The following is a 19,358-nucleotide window of genomic DNA, read 5'->3' as shown; positions in this document are numbered from 1 at the left end:
GCCTCAAGACACCGGACACGCTGTCGCCGGAGACACGAGGTGACTGGTCGTGGACGGAGTACGAGCGTGACGGCTACGAGGCGTTTCATGACCTGCTCGCCCACGGCAATCTCTCGGCTCCCGAGTTTCAGCCCGCTCGTCGAAAGACCGGTGATGCCTACTATGAACTGTCCTTCCCAGTCGAAGTCGACCACGCGGAGACGACTGACGACGTTGACTGCGTGCTGGCACTCGACGCCGGGATGCGAAAAGACATGACTGTCGTGGTGGCCACAGACGATGGCGAGCAACTATCCACGCCACAGTTCATCCAGTTCACAGACCGCGAGAAGATGCGACGACTGCACCGCGAACGAACCCGCCTAAACGACCGCCTTGCCACGTTGCGCCGTGACGGTCGCTCGCATACTGACGAGTTCGCCCACATCCACAGTGAGTACGAGCGAGTGAACAGCAAGATCCAGCACAAGCGCGAGCAACTAACACACGACGTCGCAAACCAAGTCCTCGCACTTGCACTCGCCTACGATGTAGACGCCATCGTCCACGAGGACTTGCGGTCGCTCTCCCCGCCGAGTGACGAAGGCACGTTGTCGTGGGAATTGTCATCGTGGGCGCGGCGGGACATCATCGAAAAAATCGAATACCGAGCAGAGTGTGCCGGCCTCGCTGTTGAGCGAGTCTATCCACAGGGAACAAGTCGGTCGTGTCCCCGGTGTGGCTCAACCGGCCACACCTGCAAGTCACCCGACCACCAGCAAGAACACTGGTGGGGCGGGCACTTCCGGTGTGACAACGCGCGGTGTGGGTTCGAGGGCGACCGGGACTACATCGGGGCGCTGAACGTTGCTCGTGTGTTCTTCAGCGAATCGGACGAGCTAGACCACGGTTTCACGTCCTCCTATACGGGGGATTCTGAAATCGTGCTAGCTTGCCGTTCCGCTGGTGAGCGAAGCGCTGCTTCGCGATCCTCGTCAGAACTCGCTTCTGACGCTGGCACGCGGCTCACGTTCGGATCTGGCATCGTTGCCTACGAACCCGAACAGGCAGCGGCGACCACTGGTGGTGGGTCGGCTGTCATAGCACCCGCTGTCGCCTTGCCCGAGTCGAATGCGGATGGGAGTGATGGACGCGGCCCAGTCGTCCAACAGTGTACCCGTTTCTTACGGTGTACTACTGAAAGCTACTGAAAATTGGAACGGCAGTACAAATCCGAGTCCGTGACTGGCTCAGGGGGCGAGCATATGACCACAACCGATGACACCGATACGAAACCGGATCGGCGAACGATATTGGGTGCTGTTGGCTCTTTGGCAGGTTTCTCTGCTGTCTCGGGTAATGCAATAGCTCGGGAGGATGAATGCCCCAAAGGGAATTTAACAGAGAGAGGACAGACTCTCTCACTTCCGTGCGGTGAACTTCCGGGAGAATATCATGGGGTAGATACTGATCCGTGGTATGAGTCATCGATCACGTTCCAAAACTGTTCGACCTGTAGCCGCCATCTGAATGGTCGGGTCACAGATGGACATATCCACGAGAACAACGAGGAAGAACCCCACGAATCCGATCAAACGAGGACACTCGGATCTACCATAGGATCAGGCGAACGGAAGACCTTCTGGTACACCGGAAGTATCAGATCTCTTGATATAGAACAGTTCGCATACCTTCTCTGTGACTACCCGACGAGCAATAAGTACAGGTGGCGTAGTGATCGGAAGGACACAGGTATGTTTCTATGGATACATCAATAGATATATGGGACGATCACCGTTCGTAGCGGTGGAAAATGTCCGTATCTCCCGATGGTAAAGCTAAAATAATTTCTTCAACGGTTTATATTGTCGAATCGAAGATTTATCAGCCATCGGTCGGGTGGGATATCAGCAGTGGTGATCTGTGTACCCCTGACAACCAGCCCTAGAGGGCCGATCGGGAGTTGGTGTGCCAGAATGAACTCACCGAATGGCTATTGGTGGGTTGCAGGGGACTAGCCTTTGGACAGGCTCACCGTTCGGTGAAAGGTGGGGAAGATCAGCGAGGGATGTAGCCCCCTGTACCCGACGATATGTTTGACGGAGTTCAAATATCTTGGACTTCTTCGATAGGACTTCGATATATAGATCACTGATTGTCTCGTATTCAATTTCATTATTGTTTCTAAGCGTTCCAAAAGTTGTATCATATGGTTATTATTCACTTTGGCCAACAAGTTAATTATCACACGAACTAACCATAATAGTAGCGAGGAAGTATCGAGAATTGTCGTTGCCAGAACGAATTCCCGACGAGACAGCTTCCTCGCTGTTCCGACGTCTTCGGACGGATGCACGTCATCACCAAGATGACTGAGCTTGTGGCCGTCTCTGGGACAGGCTACAAGTAATGGAGTGCCAACAGTTCACCCACTGCGCTGCTGGCAATCATATTCTACCCGTCCGTTTCAGAACTTGCTTGTACCAACCAGGAGTTCGTCGACGGCTTCGGGTAATATCGTGTCATGCATGTCGAGATCGACTTCTACATAGCTGGAGGCCTCGGGAGCGAGGTCAGGGTAGTACGGGCCACAAGATCACCCACAAGGTCGTGTACAAGCACCCGAGTACTGGGCTGGGCACCAGAACTAGTCACGCACACACCTCCTGAAATGATCAGTAATTCAGATCAAATAAGATCATACAGCTTGTTAGGCGTTGCTGAAACCCTCAATAGGTGATAGGTTTCAGTAACCGTGCTGAATCCAGGGCCCGAATGGGGCAAAGACTGAGGAGCGATCAGCGTGGAGGGTCGAACGCTCAGTACAGGGCGAGCATTACTGTGCTGGTGGTTCTTCTGGGAGATCGTCAATACCACACATTTGCAATACCTGTCGAATGTGATAATCCTTCTCGGACGTATCGTTTGTCACTAAGGCACTCTCAAGATGCTCTTCACACTCTTTGCAGAGTCTTGTCATACTGGTAACTCATTGGCTAATTTATTAAAATCACATGATAGTCGATGGTTATATCCTTGTAGTGTTCAGGAGCACAATCGATCAATCCGCATCTGTAGTGTGCAGGCGTTCCTCGTCAAAATATGTCTGAAGAGGGGACTCAGTGAACGAAGGCTGATTCAGTTACAGACCAGTGGATGAGAATGTGAGTTATTTGACGTTGAAGTGAATCAATCTAGCTATCCTCTATCTCCCCAAGCGTTATTACCCAACACACGAATCATGAATTGTATGTCGAAGGCTGCCGGTGACCCCGAACGAGCGATCAACGGTCTCATGTCGGTCGCACAGCTCCTGGAAGAGCCGCGACTGGCTCGTCTTTACACGTTTGTCCTGCAAGAGAGAGATGTCACTATCGACGACCTCGTCGACAAACTGGAGATGCCACGGACTACCGCGTACTCGGACACGGGGACGCTCGTCGAACTCGGAGTTCTGACCCGAGATGAGGAGCAGAAGACGCACACGTATTCGGCGATTCCAGTTACACTAACCGCGAAGCTCGACGGGGACGAATATACGGTCACCCCAACGCTCGTTGAAGCGTTCGGGCGCTCGCCCCAAGATCAGGACCTTGACCTCCTAATCGAAAAGAACGGGCTCGGGAAGCTCGCAGCTGCTCTCACATACGCGATACCGTACGCTGAGGGAGAGATGTCTGAACGAATCGCTGCTCGGGAACTCGATCTTCAACATGCGTTTGCTATTTCCGTTCTCCACGCGTTGCGAGATGTCGTGTTGGATATGAAGGCGGTAGATCCCTACTTCGAAGACGTCCGGAACGCTCGTGATCAACCGGTTACAGATGAATGAGGGGCGGAAACGATGAGTCAGTCTTTCGACCCGTTTCGGGGGTCTGTAGCCTGGATAGCGGATTCGGGTCTGTTTATCGCCTGTGGCCGGCAGCAGAACAACAAGTACGCGGCACTCGAACGATTCGCGGCACAGAACGATCTCACGTTCGTGATTCCACAGCGTGTCTACGACGAACTGGGCGGGGCACCGGACCGTAGCACTCCAGGACAGACGCCGATCAACAGCGCGATCGACGCCGAGTGGGTCCGGATCGCTGACGAGCCCGACTACACGAAGGGGACGGTTTCACGAGTGATGGATGACGTTCGGACGTTCATCGCTCGTTCGTCAAACCGGACCGAAGACCAAATCGAAAAGGCAGATACCGCGCTTGCAGCGGTTGCAGTCCAACTCCTCGAGAAGAGTGCCAGCCACGTTTGTCTTGTGACCACTGACGTTGATGCGGGTGAGGGGGTCGTCGCTGCTCTTGCAGCGAACGGACTCGAAAATCGCGTCCAGTTCAGAAATGGATTCGAGCTGATCGACGAGATTACCTAATCCGCCAGTTGGGCGTCGATTATTCATTCATTAGCCGTGGAGAATTAACTAATTCGCGACCTATGTAAGATTGTTGTTAACCGTTCTCGTAGTAGGGAGCATGAACCGACGGCAGTATCTAATAGGGACAGGGGCCGGGATCAGTGCTTTGCCAATAGTGTCACGTAGAGGGAAGGCAACTGCTCACATCTCAGTTGAGATCACCGAGGCGAACACTCCGCTGGAAGGTGGCGATCTTCTCGACATGGCCGGCGAACTCGAGAATAATGGATCCAGTGATGAGCGCGTTGAACTCGACTTCGTCGTTGGAGAGGATGAGGAAGTCGTAAGTCAGCGAACGACCCCCGTCGAGGCAGGAGAGGCACGAGAAGTGGATTTTCTGCAGTTCCGGACGTATCCGGTACAAGATAATGACTCATTCCCAGTCCGACTTGAAACCGAGGCAGACGTAGCAGAAATAACGGTCGATGTTCTCGGTGTGGACGAGTTCGACAATCAATACGCGTATCCTGATCGTGATCAGGAACTAACGATTCAGCCGGAGACAAGGGTTCACTTCGAAGTGGATGACGAATTGATGGAAAATCAGGGAATCACACACTGGTATGTCGATGGAGAGTACATCACGACGCCGATGGGGCCGTGGTCCAGCACATATTTCCACGATGTTGGCCGCGAGTACTTCACATACTCCTTCGAATCCGAGGGGTCGTATACCGTGGATGCAGCCGTTACCACCGATGTTGAGAATGTAGCCTCTCGCTGGGACGTATCGGTCACTGATAACGGCCCTGAACCGCCAACTGTCGATGGTTTCCGGCCAGACACGAGCGAGCTTGGTACTGACGAGTCTACAACTCTTGAACTCGATGTTTCAACGTCTGATACTGACCTGGATCGCGTCGTATGGTGGATGACCCAAGCTGACGTGATTCTTGACGTGACCGATGTCAGTGGATCTAGTGATATCGCTTCAATCGATGTTGATGGCGGGTGCCATACGTGTCAAATAGAAGCATGGGTGATGGACGAGAATAACGTATGTACTGTTGATGATCCATGGGAGTTCGAAGAATATGAGCCAGAAGATGAAACTCCCGCCGACGAATTGACCGGTCTATTGGCTGAGTGGGCTGAGATGATTGAAGAAGCGCACGGCATGGAGGTGTTAGATATCTCTGATTCGAGTGATCGTGCGTGGTATTTTTACTATCAAACGGAGGGCGTTATCGATGCCGAGGATTACGAGCTTGGTGCGGTCGCTGATGCCTATGCATGGCTTGTCGATGAACATCCAGAGGAGGCACCGGACGATCTGTTCGCGTATGCTGTTGGCGATCCTGATGCGGATCCGTTATCTGATGGTGCGGTTGGCGCCTTCTATATTGAACGTGAGTGGGCTGAAGAGTGGTTGGCTGGGTGGCTGACTGGTGAAGAGTACTCGTTACTGGTAATAGCAACGTATGAGGAAAACCCGCCCTGAATTACCAGAATAGGATTTGCAATAAAGAAACCGAGCTACTTCCTACTGCTATCTTTCCCAGACCAGATTGCGAGTCAGAGGTTTTTGACATCGACGCCGATCGGTTGTTGCTTACAGTAGACTTTTCGCCAACACTGAGAAATCATTATACATCAACGTTTTGAATCTAGTGGTATGGATGGGAGATGCGATACCACAAACACAATGTCACTGCTGCCGGGGACTGACGTCCACCAGGTCAGACTCGGTGCGAAAGCGCGGATCACGACCGCCGACCGCGTGTTGCTCGTGCAGGAACGCCACGCCGATGGCTCACCGTTTTGGACGCTCCCCGGTGGTGGCGTGGTGCCAGACGAGTCCCTGATCGGGGGACTCCGTCGTGAACTACGCGAAGAACTTGACTGTGCAATCACTATCGATTCCTTCCGCGAGACCGTCTGGTATGCCCACGAATCCGGCATGCACACACTCACCGCCTACCGAATTTTTGACTGTCACCTCCTGTCGGCCCCGCAACCAAACCCTACCGAGGGAATCATCAACTACCAATGGGCGTCACATGATACGCTCCCAGCCACCATGCTCCCGCAACTTCGGTTTGCGCTCTGAGACGAGCTCCCGAAGTGGTCTCTATCTTGATTCAGCAAGAGAATCCTCCTTCCCGTGAGAACAGTACCTCGATGGCGAACTCGACGCTCGTGACCTCGAGGGCGAATGAACCTACTCCTCCAGAAGTGCCACCAGCTGGGCGACGTATGGGCTGTTGTCCCAGCTCCGGTGGGGGCTGATCACGCTAAGTAGTGTTCTTGCCTCCTCGTGAGTCATATGGCCATTCCGGGCGTAATCACAGATGAGACGTGGTGTCGGGACAATTCGTGGCCCTTGGAGAACCGCGTGGATAAGCGCGAAGTTCGTACCGCCAAATTCGTCGGTGACAAAGCCGTCAACGTCGAGTGTGTTCGCGAGGACGATCCCGTCCGTTTCGCCATCATCGAGCCCGAACGTCGGCCGCGAGTCCGGCGTCTTGTCACGCTCGTAGGGATCCGCGACTTCGTAGTGGTTACGAGCCGCGAGGACATTCGTTGCTGCGGCGCCGTGGATATCTTGATATTGCGTGATGTCGCGGAGTTCTGCGACGACCTCTGGTGGCACGAACACGTCACACGAGGTGAGCAGATACTGAAGGGGATCGAGGGCGGTTTCAGTATCGTACGTTGCATCGGCGCGGGGTACGGCCAAACTGACCAGCGCGCTGGTGTCGGCCGCGACCGTCCGTAGCTGTCGACGACCGCTCATCGATCGTCGTTGGCCGCGGTGTCGACTGTCGTCGGGTCACCATCATAGATATCGACGTCGTCGGGGGTAGCGAGATCAAGTGGCTCGTCCTCGAGATCGGCTTTGAGGAGGCGGAGTCGCTGGGCGGTCTCAGCGCCGGCCAGTTGTTTGACTGTCTCGAACTCGAGTTGGTCGTCGTAGTATTTCGTTGCGACCAACTCTTGGAACGTCTCGCTGTCAGCGGTCTCTTCGATGTACTCGCGGATGGCCTCGACGAGGAGATCCGTCCGATCTTTGTCGAAGAGATCTGCAATTGCGTCAAGTCGGTCGACGAGGTACTCCGGAGACTGGAAATGGACTCGGCGTGGGTCATCGCTCGCGCTCATTCTATGTGCAAGTTCTGCACACAGGAGGATAACCGTTTCGGAATATGTGCGAACCTTGCACATTCCCTCAAGAAAGAGAACGGACTCGCCGAGTCACAATGTGGAGTTTGCTTCAGTGTACCGCTATGCCGATGGCTCACTTTCAGAACTGCCACCTCCTCTTGTGGCCAATTTCAAAATTGATATCCCACAACACTCAGAGTACCGAATACGATGATTGGTGAGCTTTCCAACCACCGCGGCAGACTCCTTTTGATTATCTTGCTTCTCGGAGCCCTCGCTGGACTGATGGTCTGGTACGGCACACAGCCATCGTACGCACCAGAACTGAACGACTACCCCGATGAAAATGACGTTGCCCCCAACCCCGACGCTTACGTCGACCAGCAGATCACACTCGGCGGCGAAATCGTCACCACTGACCCGGTCGTCCTCGAGGTGGACCATCCAGCCGCAACCTCTGTCACAATCCTGAACGCAAACGCCGCCCTCGAGACCACGGACGGCCCACTCGAGTCCGGTGATGGCCTCACGGCGTTCGGGACACTCGAGGAGACGGACACACTCGATGCCGACCGGACGATGACCCGGGAACCCTGGGAAGCCTATTACATGTACGTAATCTCGTTCATCGGCGGCCTCTTTGCGCTTGGTTACTTCGTCCGCCACTGGCGATTCGACCGCACGCAACTCGCGTTTGTCCCACGAACGCACCCGTTGTCACTCCCAGGCCGAACCCGCACTCACCAGGCTCCCAACTCAACGCAAGGTGATGAGTAATGGCAGATGTTTTCACCCACGCACTCACCGGCTTCATCATCGGCGTCGGCCTTTGCTGGTGGTTTGAGTGGATGCGTCCAGCGCACGTTTCACTCGTCGTGCTCGGTGCGATTTCACCTGACTTCGTCAAAATCAAGCTCCTCATTCCCGATGCCGTGGTCACAACAACGCTTGGCGTTCCATTCTCGTGGCAACCGCTACACGTCCTTGGCGGCTCGGTCCTCATGGCCCTGCTTTGTGCACTCGTCCTCGCCCCACAGTATCGCGTCCAGGCGATTTCCCTCTTCCTGGTTGGTGCTGCATCTCACCACGCCTTAGATATGATGCTCGTGAACGCCACAGGATACTCGTATGACATCCTCTGGCCGCTCTGGGGGTACCATCTGCCCTCACCCAACCTGTATCGGAGTAGCGACCGGTGGCCTGCTCTCATTGCGACGCTGCTTGCCGTTTGCGTCTGGTATCTCCGATACCGGTGGCCACAGCGGTCTTCACAGCGGTAACAGCGCGGAAGCCCACCGGCTTTAGCCGTGGGAGGAAGCGCGTAAGCCCCGCGAAGCAACCCACCGACTACGGCATTGCCGACTCCCTAACGTTATACAAAAATATCAATAAAGAGTAGACGTTACTGTGACGTACATGGTGTGGGAGGTAACTCGAACGGTTCGCGTCCGTCTTGACGTCCCTGACGACCGCAAGAGCGACCTCCACGCCACCAACGACAAATTCCAGGACTGCGCGAACCGCACCGCAGACTGGGCGTGGCGCTATCCCGAACAAGACTGCGTAACCAGCAAAAGTGAAGCTGAAGACGCCATCTACGACGGCCTCCGCGAGAAAACCGACTACCTGCACGCGAACCTCGTCCAGAAGGCTATCAAACGCGCCACCGACGACATTGACAACTGCGTTGACCGACTTGCAGACGGTGAGAACACCAGTAAGCCCCACTATAACACGTTCAGTATCGTCTACGACAAGCGGGCAGCGACCTACTACCGAGACAAAGTGAGTCTCGCCACTGTCAACGGCAGAGTCGAATATGAGTACGACCTGCCCGACGACCCGGACGGCACACCCCACGGTGAGTATCTGCTGAACGACGACTACTCATTTTCGACCAGCACTGTCCACTACGACAGCGAAGCCGACGAGTTCTACCTGCACGCAGTGATGGAACGGGAACTTGACGCGAGCAGTCCTGAGAAAGCCGAGCATTCGAACGTGCTTGGCGTGGACTGCAACGTTGATGACCATATCGCCGTGACCTCAACAGGCGCAGTCGTGGGCAATGCTGACTACTTCAATCACCAGCGCCGCGAGTTCGAGAAACGGCGTGCCAGCTTCCAACAGACCGGAACAAGGAGTGCCCATCTGACGTTTCAACGTATCGGTGACAGGTTCGGCCGCTGGAGTGAAGACTACCTTCATCGGTGTTCCAAAGAGATCGTTGCGGAAGCCAAGCGCCACGGCTGTACGCACATCGCCTTTGAGGACCTGGAGCAGATTCGAGAGCGTATCAGCGACGACAAGAAGTTCCAACAGTGGGCATTCCGGGAGCTGCAAGAACAGACCGAACACAAGGCGGAACTGGCTGGCATCGTGGTCGAAACAGTCGAACCGTCCTATACCAGCCAGCGATGCTCGAAGTGTGGGTGTACGCTCGAAGAAAATCGCGACGGGCAACACTTCGCCTGCTTAGACTGTTCGTATACGGCGAACGCGGATTACAACGCAGCGAAGAACGTGGCCCGAAAACTTGCACTGAAACTCCAGCGAGGGCAGAAGTCCCCCGCTGGAGGGGCGTTCTGTCAGTACGCCCTGAAGTCGGGGACGATGACCGTGAGCGCTACTGACGTGGCGTCCGACGTCTACGTGTCGGCAGAACGGGAGTCCACCGACAAGCCAACGGCTTCAGCCGTTGGTAGCTGACGGCAGTCTGTTACCTTTCCGTCGGTAATGGTCAGGGTGTAGCCATAGTAGTTGAGTTCAATCGTCACAGCGGGTGTGTCTGCGACTTGTGCGAGTGCCTCTGGATCAACGGTCTTACCTACCGGTGGGAGGTCCAGAATGTCACAATTTTCGTGCTCTCCAACCCGGGTTACAATATCGATTAGGAGTGGGTGGCTAGTCGTTCCGACTTCCGTTGTTCCCATATTATACCCTGACTGCTTGGTCAGTTAAAGACTCTTAGATTGAATGGTAATTACTATCCGGTTCAGGCGGGGAACCACTCGGCAAAACATTGTATTTGCGGCGTGAGCCCCCTCACGCCGTGAACGCTACAGCGCTTGATTCCTCACCGATGAGTTTGCCCCCTCAGCCATTAATTGGGATCCTGTTGCCATTAACTCCCCGTGCCACGCCGCGTTCTCACGAATCTGTTCGGTGACCAGCACGTCTTGTGTCCACAGGAACTCATCAAGGCTCTCGAACCAGAATAATTCAGAAGTGTCGCTTCCGGCCCTTGAGGTATCCAACACTCCAAAACAAACCAGCAGCGCTCAGGTTGTCGGGTATTGGTGTACGTTCACACTCAGTACGGTTGACAATCTTCACTCACGTATCCGTGTTTGCGTGAATTACTGAAAAGTCTCGGAGGGTATGGGGGAGTAGCAAACCTCCGAACGACGGTGTAACACTCGTCAATGGGATCGGGGTGATGGGGGGATTGGTCACCGCGATTGTCCCAATGGATGACGAGTAGGTGGCGTTGCGCTAACCGCCTCAGTGGTTGGCGCTTGTCTTGCTGACGGCGTGTAGGCGCACTTCGGGATTGTGTGCCTACACCGTATAGTTGGTCAATATATGTGAAAAAGTGTTTGTGTCTTATCTTACTCTTCCATAATGAATAGAACCAACCTCAGCCGCTGTTTCGAAGAGGGTCCGTAATTCGTCTCAGTCATTTGTTCCTACTGCCCACATCATGGTATAAACAGCTATGCTTATTGGTGGCGCATACATTTATGCATACATGAGCACGTCGGTCCGACTCTCGGAGGAGGCAAAGTCCCGCCTTGATCTTTACAAACGCGAGGGAGAGAGCTACAACGACGTCATCATCCGACTCACATCGGAGGATAAGTGGGCTGGGTTCGGTGTTGCGTCTTCAGATCCAGCGGAATCCAGGGAGGAAATAGAAGAGATCCGTGAGCAGATGCGTGACCGAATGAACGAACACGTCGAGGAGATGGATCAGTGACGCTACTCGTTCTCGACAACAATCTCCTGAGCGACTATCTCAATGGTGCTGACGAGGCACGAGCATTCCTCGAAGAATTTGAACAGGATCGATGGGGGGTTCCGTCTATTGTCCTTTTTGAAGCGCTCATGGGTTCTCTCTACGGACACATCGACGCCGCTCCCGATGAGATTATCCAGGGCGTCTCATCTTCGATGGAGATCCTCGAGACGGGGAAAGAGACGACAATCGAGGCACACGACTTACAGGCGAAACTTCATGCTCGAGGAGCACCTGTCGATCAACTCGATGCACTGATCGCTGCCTCTGCTCTTGAGCACGGCGGGAAATTTGCAACGGCCGAGAAACAATTCTGGACGGACGATGTCCAGGATGTCCTTCACGTCGAGGCGTACGATCCGTACTAGCTCGTGCTCTTGGAACCAGCTGCACGCAACACTCCTACACAAGGGGGAAAGGGCCCCTCTCCTAGTGTGTCGCTGGTTCCCTCTGGGTGTGAGTTAAAACCTCGAATGTCACAATCGGCGGAAGTCCCATGAGCAGATTTCGCTTGACGAAGCATGAGTCGTAAGCTAACCCACGGCTAAAGCCGTAGGCTTTCAGCGTGGACTCCAGCTCTGGCCGAATCATCGGCAGGAGGTTCATACTCTCCGTTCGCGTTCAGCGTCCCGCTGTTCAAGCGTACGCCTACGGGTGCGCCTCCGTCGTCCCCAGTTTGGTTCCGACGGAGATAGCGGAGACCGATGTTCTTCGCAGCGTTGTAGTCGGCGTGGTTCTCGTAGCCGCACTTCAAGCACTCGAAGTCCTCGTCGGCGCGGTTGTCCGGGTGGGTAAAGCCACAGTGTGAGCAGCGCCGCGACGTGTTCTCCGGGTCGACCTGTTCTACGTCAATGCCGTACTCTGCGGCCTTGTACTCGACGTATTCGTAGAGGGGGTTGAACGCCCACTTGTGCCCCCACGACGCGCCGGTACGCTCACGGATATCGTTCAAGTCCTCGAACACGATCACCGAACACTCGTTCTCACGAGCTTCAGCCACCAACTCGTTCGATATACGGTGGAGCGTGTGCTTGAATCGGCCCGCTTCTTTACGACCGACAGACTGGATATTCTCGTGTGCCCACCGTGTGCCGTGTTCCTGCAATTCACCACGTCGCTTCTCGTATTCTCGTCGCCAGTGGTCGAACTCGTCGCCCGTCCAGAACGTGCCAGTGCTGGTAACTGCGAGGTTGTTCACGCCGAGGTCAACCCCGAGAACCGTTCCGTTCTCTGTGGTTGCCTGTTCCGACGTGTCCGACTCCACGTCCCGTTTGCAGTGGATGTGAAGCATCCAGTTACCGTTCGTGTAGTGCAGTTCCGCCCCCGTGGTTTCGTACTCGTCGGAGAAGAAGTATCCTGCGTGGGGCGTCTCTCGCTCCTCGTCAGGTAGCACGTAGTCAGCTTCGATGCGACCGTCCGTGGTGGCGAGGCTCACCCAGTCGTCGTAGAACGTGGCGGTACGGTGGTCGTAGACGAGGTGGGGGCTGGTGAAGTGCGGCATCGACGCTTTCTTGCCTTACTTCCACTTTTCGACCACGCTCTTGCAGGCGTCGGCGGCTTTGTTTCTCGCCGCTTGGACGTGGTTGCTGTGTAATGCCGTCTCGTCGCGCACGTCCTCGTAGGTCTCGTCGTGGAGCGTGGTCTTGCTCGTGGTAACGTATTCGCCCTTGAAAGCGTGGCGTGTGACGCGGTTGGCGGCCCACAGGAACTCGTCTACGGTATCTTCGAGGAGTGCGACGTCAGGACTGTCCACGTCGAGTTTGACGGGAACAGTGCGCCGCTTCTCCATACATTATATGTAGACTTGACAATTCATAAATATTGAGGTTTCGTCCCTGTCGTAGTCGGTGGTTGTCGCACGGAGCGTACGCGCTTCCTCCCACCTGTGAACGGGTGGGTTTCCGCACTGTTACCGCTATGAGAAGAAGAGACAACCAGTGATGAGTCGTCAGGGCAGTAGTTACGCAAACGATGCCGTCAGAGAATTACGCGTCCGACCCGTCAAATCCGAGCACAGAGGCAACCCGGGCCGCGGGTCGAACGACCGTCGAGCGAACAATCGAACGCCGACGTGAACTCTGGGCGATCCAATCGGCAACCGGCGGGCTGGTCGCATAGTACAGTCGGACGAACAGTTCACCGATCGCGTTTCCTTTCAGGGTCGAGTCACGGAACGCTCGTAACGTCTCGACCTGCTCATGGTCAGGCGTTCCACAGGCCGCCGTTGCGATGAAACACCCTTCCCGAACGTTGACCGTCTCACTTGTCATATCAAGTGGATTGCCCTCCTTGTCCATGATGACTAGCGTGACCTCGTGGTCGCCTGGGTCCGTGAACGTGTAGCTTTCTTTGAGTCCAGGAGCGTCGGGATTGCCATCGTTGGTGAAGTCCCATTGATAATGCTCGATCTGTTCTGGCGGCCCGGACGCGCTGGCGTCGAACGTCACTTCAGTCTCGACGTCCGGGGACTCCGGCGAGAAGGTGAACGAGGCTGTCGGGCCGACGTCGTCGGCAACAGTAACGCTATCGGTGACTAACGTTTCGCCGGGGTTGTACTCTCCGGCCCGAGGTTGAACAGCGAGTATGATCTCTTCGCCCTCAGTTAACTCCCTTGTCAGCTCGACCAGAGCATCGTCGAACGGCGCTTCGAGTAAGATAGGTTCCTCAGTGAGCTCGTCGTCCGCCTCGTCCACGAAGTATACCTCTACCCCGTCATGCTCGTCTAAGTGCTTGTTAGACACGGTAGCATGGACCAAGGCCATATCGTCGCCGTCAGACGGTTGTGGCGTAAACGTGGCGTGTGTTTCATCTACTGAAGTAGGCATGAACTGTAGCGCCTGATCAAGGTCTTCATCCCCTTCTTGGAAGACACCAATCTGGAGGATATCGCCTATTTCGAGTTCGTCAGTCAGGTCGAGCTCGAACTTGCCGTGGTCGCCGGGATCGATCGTCAAGACGTCTGCTGTTAGGTCCGATTCGTCGAGGCCGAACGCTCGTACGTCCACCCCGTGGTCATGAGTCGCTGGAACGTCAACAGCTACTTCGACGAACTCGGATCCGACATCGGGCCGTTCGGTGATTTCAAACTCCAGATTACCGGCGACAGTGGCCGGTTCCGAAACCAGCTCCTTCTCATCGTCGTACTCGTCCGCAGCTTCCTGGATAACCGCCGTAATTTCGTCTTCCTCGGCAAGGGGGTCAGTCAGGTCGATCGTCCCGCCACCGACCCGGTAAACCTCAACTGCCTCGGCAGACACTTCCTCACCTGCCGCGTCCACAACGCGTGCCTCGATGGCCCCTTCGTACTCATCCCAATGATCCTCAGAGACCGTCGCCAAGAATTCGACGCTGTTGTCGCCTGCAGACGGAGACACGTCGAACTCGACGTATGTGGCGTCTACTTCGGTGAAATCCATATTGAGCGCTTTGTCGGGGTCCACGACACCCTGCTCAAAAAGGCCGACATCTAGGAAGTCGCCGGGTTTGAGCGAATCGGTCAGTTCGACGGTTTCGGTGGTAGTCTCCCCAGGTTGGACAGTAACGGATTCATCTGTCAGATCGGTACCATCCCAATGGAACGCGCGGATGTCTACCGGATCGCCGTCCGACGGAACGACGATTTCTACCTCGATGGACTCAGCATCCGGATCAGGCCGTTCCTTAATTTCGACGTCGTAGTCGGAGGACGCCGAGACCGACGTAGCCCCGCCGGTCGCACTGAGGCCGGTTGCACCGAGTACCCCGGCTCCCGCGGTTTTTAAAACAGTCCGTCTACTCGTTGCGACTCGTTTCTTCCCCGACCGGCTAACTTTCGCAAAACTATCGTTATCAAGAGATACCATACAGATATCAAATAGAGAATATTAATAAAATTTCTGGCCATAGTGAATCGCATGACTGCGTAGACTTAGAGCGTTAGAGCCAAGAAGTTGAAGCGGGAGTCTCCTGATGTCCTACATCAAGGATATCCCGCACCACTGAGAAACTAGTGGCGTTGACGGCCGGAATAAATCGCCACATTGTGTTGAATTTGACTAATACAGACTCGAGAGGGGACCAGCCAGGGACATCACGAGAGTCTTGTTTGCCCCTACGCCAACGGCAGTTGCGTACACTGACTCTTTACGTTTCGTTTGAGAGTGCAACCACTCTAGTCAATCGTATATTCGACCATGGACTCGCTTTCGCAAGTAGGACACGAGCAGTCAACCGTTGAAACAGTCTGCCCGCAGCGCCGACATTCAATAATCGTTGTTGCTTTTTGGCGTACCATTAGGGTGTTGGCGATTCCTTTCAGCATTGATATAGTGCTGATAACGTCTGACGTAGTTATAAATTATATGCGGAGCAGGCGCAATACCACGTCGTTCACAGCGTGGATACGCGCCGTCACTTAGTACGGCGTTCTACCGACGCCGACAGGCCTGGATATTCCACCGCCATCAAACACTAACCTTTACAAGAAGTGTGGGTATAAGTGGTTATAGTGTGGGTATAAGTGGTTATACAGACGTTCAGAATGCTGGAGGTCCACCGCACCCATCGAGCGAAAATCCGCAACCACCAGCAGGTAGAGGACTCGCTCGACCGCCACGGGTGGAGCGCTAGCAAACTCTGGAACGTCGCCAACTACCATTCCCGAGAAGTGTGGGAAGATACGGGCAAGATCCCTGACCACGAGGAGTTGAAAAACGAGTTGAAGACCCATCCAAAGTACAAGGGACTCCATTCACAGTCCAGTCAGCGGGTTCTGGAGGAACTCGCTGAAGCCTTCAACTCGTGGTACTCCAGCGACGATGACAGAGATAATCCGCCCGGCTACCGCAAAGAAAACTACTACGACTCGGAAGGTCGCCGCGTCCACGAAGAACACCCACGTTCGACCGTGACCTGGAAGCAAAACGGTATCCGCCACGACACCAAGAATAACCGTGTCCGTCTTTCCAAAGGCGCAAATCACAAGGAACATCCGAAAGCGTGGGAGTACATCCTCGTCGAATACGAAACTTGCCCCGGCGTCACCGTCGAGAACCTGCAACAAGTCAGGGCCGTCTACGACCAGCAGAAAGAGCGGTGGGAGCTGCACCTCGTCTGTAAGGACGAAATCGAGACGCCCAACGCTCCCGGCACCGAGACGGCGGGTATCGATCTCGGTATCAGCAACTTCGCCGCTGTTGCGTACAGTACCGAGGAAGCCAACCTGTACCCCGGAAACCGCTTGAAGCAGGACGGCTACTACTTCCCGAAAGAAATCGCCAACTGCGACAATTCTGGTGGCGACGAAGCCACGCGACTCCACCACAAGTGGTCGGAGCGCCGGACTCACTTCTTCCACAGTCTCGCCAAACACATCGTTCAGCGGTGTGTCGAGAAGGGTGTTGGCCGCATCAACGTCGGAGACTTGGAGGGAGTCCGTGAAGACGACGATGGTGAGTCGAAAAACTGGGGCAAGCACGGCAACCTTGACCTGCACGGGTGGGCGTTCGACCGCTTCACCTCGATTCTCGAATACAAGGCGAAGGTCGAGGGCATCGAGGTCGTGGAAGTGTCCGAACGCGACACGAGCAAGACGTGTTGCGCCTGCGGGAGAGAAGATGATAGTCAGCGTGTTGAACGTGGCTTGTACGTCTGTAAGGAGTGCAATGCGGCGTTCAACGCAGATGTGAACGGGGCGGAGAACATCCGTCTCGACCTGAACCAAAGTAACTCCGAGTCTTCGGCCAGTTTGGGCGAGGATAGGAGTACCGGCTGGTTGGCACAGCCCGGAGTCTACCTTCATGACTTGTCTCACGGATTCTCACCGAGGGAGCAAGTGGTAGACTGCAAACCCTAATATCCCAATCCAGCGGTGCGGTGCCGTGGGATTCCTCCGCGTTCACGCGGAGGAGGATGTCAAGGTCACAATCTCAAGTGTTGATATTCCTAGAGACACTATGCAATCACCCGTCACACGACGGCCCTCACTGCCAATCATAGCGAAGTTCATTCATCAAGTCAGTATTTTCGTCGCTACAAAACATACAATTGAATCCAGAAAAGAAGTCAAATACAGGATCGTTGAAGACTCAGGTGAGATGGACAACCTCACCGGATTCCAACGCGACCTCGTGTACGTCATCGCAGGTGCTGACCAGCCGTCAGGTCAGGATGTCAAGGACGAAATCGAGAAATACTACAGTTCCGAAATCAATCACGGCCGACTGTATCCGAATCTGGACACACTAGTCAATAAAGAACTGGTCGAAAAGGGGGAACTCGATCGGCGTACCAACTACTATGCCATCACCGACTCCGGAGACGACGCAATTGAGCGTCGCCGTGAATGGGAAAGTCAGTACGCCGACCCCTGATACGATACTGTTTCGATTATCATTACGTCACGGATTCCAACGATTCCATCGAAAAGAAGGCTTATAGCGGCAGAATAGACACGTCCAGGTATGCCCGTTGAAGCTGACGGCCCTTTGCCAAATCGCGTTACGATCGTGGGAAGAGGCGTCCCATCGAACTACGAAATTACTGTCGACGGTGACATTGAACTAGTCGGTGGCGATCCACTCGAGGAAGCGACAGTCGTAACTGAGCATTCTGCTGAGGGTGCGGTTGATACCGGTGTATTGCGATTTCGCTTCTCCGGAGAGATGGCGAATATCCGTGTCGTCGATTGGAACGGCGTCCCAGCTCCTGACTCTCCAAGTACGCCAGAAATCCACATCGATTACGGTGTTGCTCACGTCCAGGACAATCAGTGAATCGGCCACGCCCGTAGGATGAGACAGAGGATCCCGCCCGCACGACCGGTGGCAAGAAATCGGCAGATCACCTGCTGTGTTGAGAAGCTGAACGCCTGGCCGAACCATCCTGTGGTCAGTGATGAGGCCGAAGTGAAGTCCTACTTCGCTGAGTGAACTACCTACGGCCTTCAGCCCCAAGAGAAGATCAATTCTTGTTGTGGTCAGTCATGACCTACAAATTTCTACTGAATAGTTCGTGTTCCCGTGTCCGTCTCGTCTCCGCCAGGGCGAACACGTCGACTTCTTCGAAAGGTTCGAAGGAAGATGCTCAAGCAAGACTGGCATCTTGTTCCCCTCAATACTCGAAACGGAACAGAGAAATTGAGCGTATTATGGGTTTACCAAACTCATGGAAGGCACGTTGGCCAGTGGATATTTAGCAATGGCATTGGTAACGAAGCCTACCGATTAGCACATATTAGGGTTTGTCCGGTAGCTAACGTCAATACTTCAGTAGTATTCGGGCCCTTTATCTCAAATGTATTTGACACGCATGTTGGGAATTCGATTGTAGGAAGTTATTATCAAGTTTGTGTTTAATTCTAGAGTACTCATTCTAGCGCGCGACAAGAGAAGCATGATCATTCGAAAACGGCCGAAATATTTAGTGGTGGGCCTTCTAGGCGACGGCCACAAGACTCAAATAATACCACCTTACAGGGTTATCGATCTTCGAGACTACTCGAATACTCTATTAGAAATAATACTCTCATATCTGAAATCGGCCATTGCCTTTAACCCCCACCACTCAAAAGGTGTGTATAGCCCGAATATCGGGTGTTGAGAAAACATGTTCGAAAGCAAAGAAGGAAATGACCGTGGTCAAGTGGGGATCGGTACCCTCATCGTGTTCATCGCGATGGTACTGGTCGCTGCAATTGCCGCAGGTGTACTGATCAATACTGCTGGCATGCTACAGACCCAAGCAGAAGCTACCGGTGAAGAATCGACACAGCAAGTCAGCGACCGGCTCGAAGTAATAAGCACCTCTGGTCATCCGTCTTTAGCTAAGCGAAGAACCGCATGACTGCGGCGGCTTATCGGTGTT

17 protein-coding genes and 2 pseudogenes are annotated in these 19,358 nt (G+C 54.5%); 14 read left to right on the top strand and 5 right to left on the bottom strand.

Going from position 1 to position 19,358, the window contains the following annotated elements; genetic code table 11:
* From BBD46_RS06295 to BBD46_RS06275, 5 genes are all read left to right on the top strand, one after another.
* On the top strand, positions 1-1,190 hold a 1,190-nt coding region (locus BBD46_RS06295; RefSeq protein WP_071400893.1), incomplete at its 5' end, for a zinc ribbon domain-containing protein.
* A 2,039-nt stretch (positions 1,191-3,229) separates the two neighbouring features.
* Positions 3,230-3,811, top strand: a complete 582-nt coding sequence (locus tag BBD46_RS06290; protein WP_071400892.1) for a DUF7437 domain-containing protein — start codon at positions 3,230-3,232, stop codon at positions 3,809-3,811.
* 12 nt (positions 3,812-3,823) lie between these two features.
* On the top strand, positions 3,824-4,351 hold the full coding sequence (locus BBD46_RS06285; protein ID WP_071400891.1) for a hypothetical protein: 528 nt from the start codon (positions 3,824-3,826) through the stop codon (positions 4,349-4,351).
* Positions 4,352-4,451: 100 nt separating this feature from the next.
* Positions 4,452-5,834, top strand: coding sequence for a hypothetical protein (locus tag BBD46_RS06280; RefSeq protein ID WP_071400890.1), 1,383 nt, complete (start codon positions 4,452-4,454; stop codon positions 5,832-5,834).
* Between the two features lie 174 nt (positions 5,835-6,008).
* Complete coding sequence (locus tag BBD46_RS06275; RefSeq protein WP_071400889.1) at positions 6,009-6,443, top strand: NUDIX hydrolase; 435 nt, start codon at positions 6,009-6,011, stop codon at positions 6,441-6,443.
* Positions 6,444-6,554: 111 nt separating this feature from the next.
* Here BBD46_RS06275 and BBD46_RS06270 read toward each other — a convergent pair whose 3' ends face one another.
* Complete coding sequence (locus tag BBD46_RS06270; RefSeq protein WP_071400888.1) at positions 6,555-7,130, bottom strand: hypothetical protein; 576 nt, start codon at positions 7,128-7,130, stop codon at positions 6,555-6,557.
* Complete coding sequence (locus BBD46_RS06265; RefSeq protein ID WP_071400887.1) at positions 7,127-7,495, bottom strand: hypothetical protein; 369 nt, start codon at positions 7,493-7,495, stop codon at positions 7,127-7,129. The genes BBD46_RS06270 and BBD46_RS06265 overlap by 4 nt, the downstream gene beginning before the upstream one ends.
* 288 nt (positions 7,496-7,783) lie before the next feature.
* Between BBD46_RS06265 and BBD46_RS06260 the strand changes: the two genes are divergently transcribed.
* From BBD46_RS06260 to BBD46_RS06250, 3 genes are all read left to right on the top strand, one after another.
* Positions 7,784-8,275 carry a hypothetical protein gene (locus BBD46_RS06260; protein WP_084777693.1) on the top strand — a complete coding sequence of 164 codons (492 nt, stop codon included), beginning with the start codon at positions 7,784-7,786 and terminating at the stop codon, positions 8,273-8,275.
* Positions 8,275-8,778, top strand: a complete 504-nt coding sequence (locus BBD46_RS06255; protein ID WP_071400885.1) for a metal-dependent hydrolase — start codon at positions 8,275-8,277, stop codon at positions 8,776-8,778. The genes BBD46_RS06260 and BBD46_RS06255 overlap by 1 nt, the downstream gene beginning before the upstream one ends.
* Positions 8,779-8,914: 136 nt before the next feature.
* A complete protein-coding gene (locus BBD46_RS06250; RefSeq protein WP_171908163.1) occupies positions 8,915-10,207 on the top strand; it encodes an RNA-guided endonuclease InsQ/TnpB family protein in 1,293 nt (430 codons plus the stop codon).
* On the opposite strand, the gene BBD46_RS23500 is transcribed toward BBD46_RS06250, so the two are convergent.
* The gene (locus tag BBD46_RS23500) at positions 10,147-10,431 is read right to left on the bottom strand and encodes a HalOD1 output domain-containing protein (protein ID WP_171908162.1); all 285 of its coding nucleotides are present in this window, start codon (positions 10,429-10,431) and stop codon (positions 10,147-10,149) included. The genes BBD46_RS06250 and BBD46_RS23500 overlap by 61 nt on opposite strands.
* An 818-nt stretch (positions 10,432-11,249) precedes the next feature.
* On the opposite strand from BBD46_RS23500, the gene BBD46_RS06240 reads away from it, so the two are divergent.
* Both BBD46_RS06240 and BBD46_RS06235 read left to right on the top strand, forming a co-directional pair.
* Positions 11,250-11,477: a DUF7557 family protein gene (locus tag BBD46_RS06240; RefSeq protein ID WP_071400894.1), complete on the top strand. Its 228-nt coding sequence runs from the start codon at positions 11,250-11,252 to the stop codon at positions 11,475-11,477.
* Positions 11,474-11,884, top strand: a complete 411-nt coding sequence (locus tag BBD46_RS06235; protein WP_071400883.1) for a PIN domain-containing protein — start codon at positions 11,474-11,476, stop codon at positions 11,882-11,884. The genes BBD46_RS06240 and BBD46_RS06235 overlap by 4 nt, the downstream gene beginning before the upstream one ends.
* A gap of 176 nt (positions 11,885-12,060) precedes the next feature.
* On the opposite strand, the pseudogene BBD46_RS06230 reads toward BBD46_RS06235, so the two are convergent.
* Together BBD46_RS06230 and BBD46_RS06225 are read right to left on the bottom strand one after the other, a co-directional pair.
* Positions 12,061-13,305: pseudogene (locus BBD46_RS06230) on the bottom strand (RNA-guided endonuclease InsQ/TnpB family protein).
* Between the two features lie 196 nt (positions 13,306-13,501).
* Entirely contained in the window at positions 13,502-15,358 is a 1,857-nt protein-coding gene (locus tag BBD46_RS06225) for a PKD domain-containing protein (RefSeq protein ID WP_071400882.1), read from the bottom strand.
* A 677-nt stretch (positions 15,359-16,035) separates the two neighbouring features.
* Between BBD46_RS06225 and BBD46_RS06220 the strand changes: the two genes are divergently transcribed.
* The 4 genes and pseudogenes from BBD46_RS06220 to BBD46_RS06205 form a co-directional block, all read left to right on the top strand.
* Positions 16,036-17,349, top strand: a complete 1,314-nt coding sequence (locus tag BBD46_RS06220) for an RNA-guided endonuclease InsQ/TnpB family protein (RefSeq protein WP_071400881.1) — start codon at positions 16,036-16,038, stop codon at positions 17,347-17,349.
* Between the two features lie 241 nt (positions 17,350-17,590).
* A complete protein-coding gene (locus BBD46_RS06215; protein ID WP_071400880.1) occupies positions 17,591-17,866 on the top strand; it encodes a PadR family transcriptional regulator in 276 nt (91 codons plus the stop codon).
* A gap of 90 nt (positions 17,867-17,956) precedes the next feature.
* The gene (locus BBD46_RS06210; RefSeq protein ID WP_071400879.1) at positions 17,957-18,268 is read left to right on the top strand and encodes a hypothetical protein; all 312 of its coding nucleotides are present in this window, start codon (positions 17,957-17,959) and stop codon (positions 18,266-18,268) included.
* Between the two features lie 832 nt (positions 18,269-19,100).
* Positions 19,101-19,304, top strand: a pseudogene (locus BBD46_RS06205) (archaellin/type IV pilin N-terminal domain-containing protein); the annotation flags it as partial.
* Positions 19,305-19,358 lie beyond the last annotated feature (54 nt).

Source organism: Natrialba sp. SSL1, assembly GCF_001861355.1.
GTDB lineage: Archaea > Halobacteriota > Halobacteria > Halobacteriales > Natrialbaceae > Natrialba.
Note: the sequence above shows the minus strand (reverse complement) of the source record. Positions and strands in the feature narration are given on the sequence as shown.

Bases quoted from the DNA above. Each gene is read 5' to 3' on its own strand.
- BBD46_RS06290 (WP_071400892.1), top strand. From the start codon at position 3,230: ATGTCGAAGGCTGCCGGTGACCCCGAACGAGCGATCAACGGTCTCATG.
- BBD46_RS06285 (WP_071400891.1), top strand. From the start codon at position 3,824: ATGAGTCAGTCTTTCGACCCGTTTCGGGGGTCTGTAGCCTGGATAGCG.
- BBD46_RS06280 (WP_071400890.1), top strand. From the start codon at position 4,452: ATGAACCGACGGCAGTATCTAATAGGGACAGGGGCCGGGATCAGTGCT.
- BBD46_RS06275 (WP_071400889.1), top strand. From the start codon at position 6,009: ATGGATGGGAGATGCGATACCACAAACACAATGTCACTGCTGCCGGGG.
- BBD46_RS06270 (WP_071400888.1), bottom strand. From the start codon at position 7,130: ATGAGCGGTCGTCGACAGCTACGGACGGTCGCGGCCGACACCAGCGCG.
- BBD46_RS06265 (WP_071400887.1), bottom strand. From the start codon at position 7,495: ATGAGCGCGAGCGATGACCCACGCCGAGTCCATTTCCAGTCTCCGGAG.
- BBD46_RS06260 (WP_084777693.1), top strand. From the start codon at position 7,784: ATGGTCTGGTACGGCACACAGCCATCGTACGCACCAGAACTGAACGAC.
- BBD46_RS06255 (WP_071400885.1), top strand. From the start codon at position 8,275: ATGGCAGATGTTTTCACCCACGCACTCACCGGCTTCATCATCGGCGTC.
- BBD46_RS06250 (WP_171908163.1), top strand. From the start codon at position 8,915: ATGGTGTGGGAGGTAACTCGAACGGTTCGCGTCCGTCTTGACGTCCCT.
- BBD46_RS23500 (WP_171908162.1), bottom strand. From the start codon at position 10,431: ATGGGAACAACGGAAGTCGGAACGACTAGCCACCCACTCCTAATCGAT.
- BBD46_RS06240 (WP_071400894.1), top strand. From the start codon at position 11,250: ATGAGCACGTCGGTCCGACTCTCGGAGGAGGCAAAGTCCCGCCTTGAT.
- BBD46_RS06225 (WP_071400882.1), bottom strand. From the start codon at position 15,358: ATGGTATCTCTTGATAACGATAGTTTTGCGAAAGTTAGCCGGTCGGGG.
- BBD46_RS06220 (WP_071400881.1), top strand. From the start codon at position 16,036: ATGCTGGAGGTCCACCGCACCCATCGAGCGAAAATCCGCAACCACCAG.
- BBD46_RS06215 (WP_071400880.1), top strand. From the start codon at position 17,591: ATGGACAACCTCACCGGATTCCAACGCGACCTCGTGTACGTCATCGCA.
- BBD46_RS06210 (WP_071400879.1), top strand. From the start codon at position 17,957: ATGCCCGTTGAAGCTGACGGCCCTTTGCCAAATCGCGTTACGATCGTG.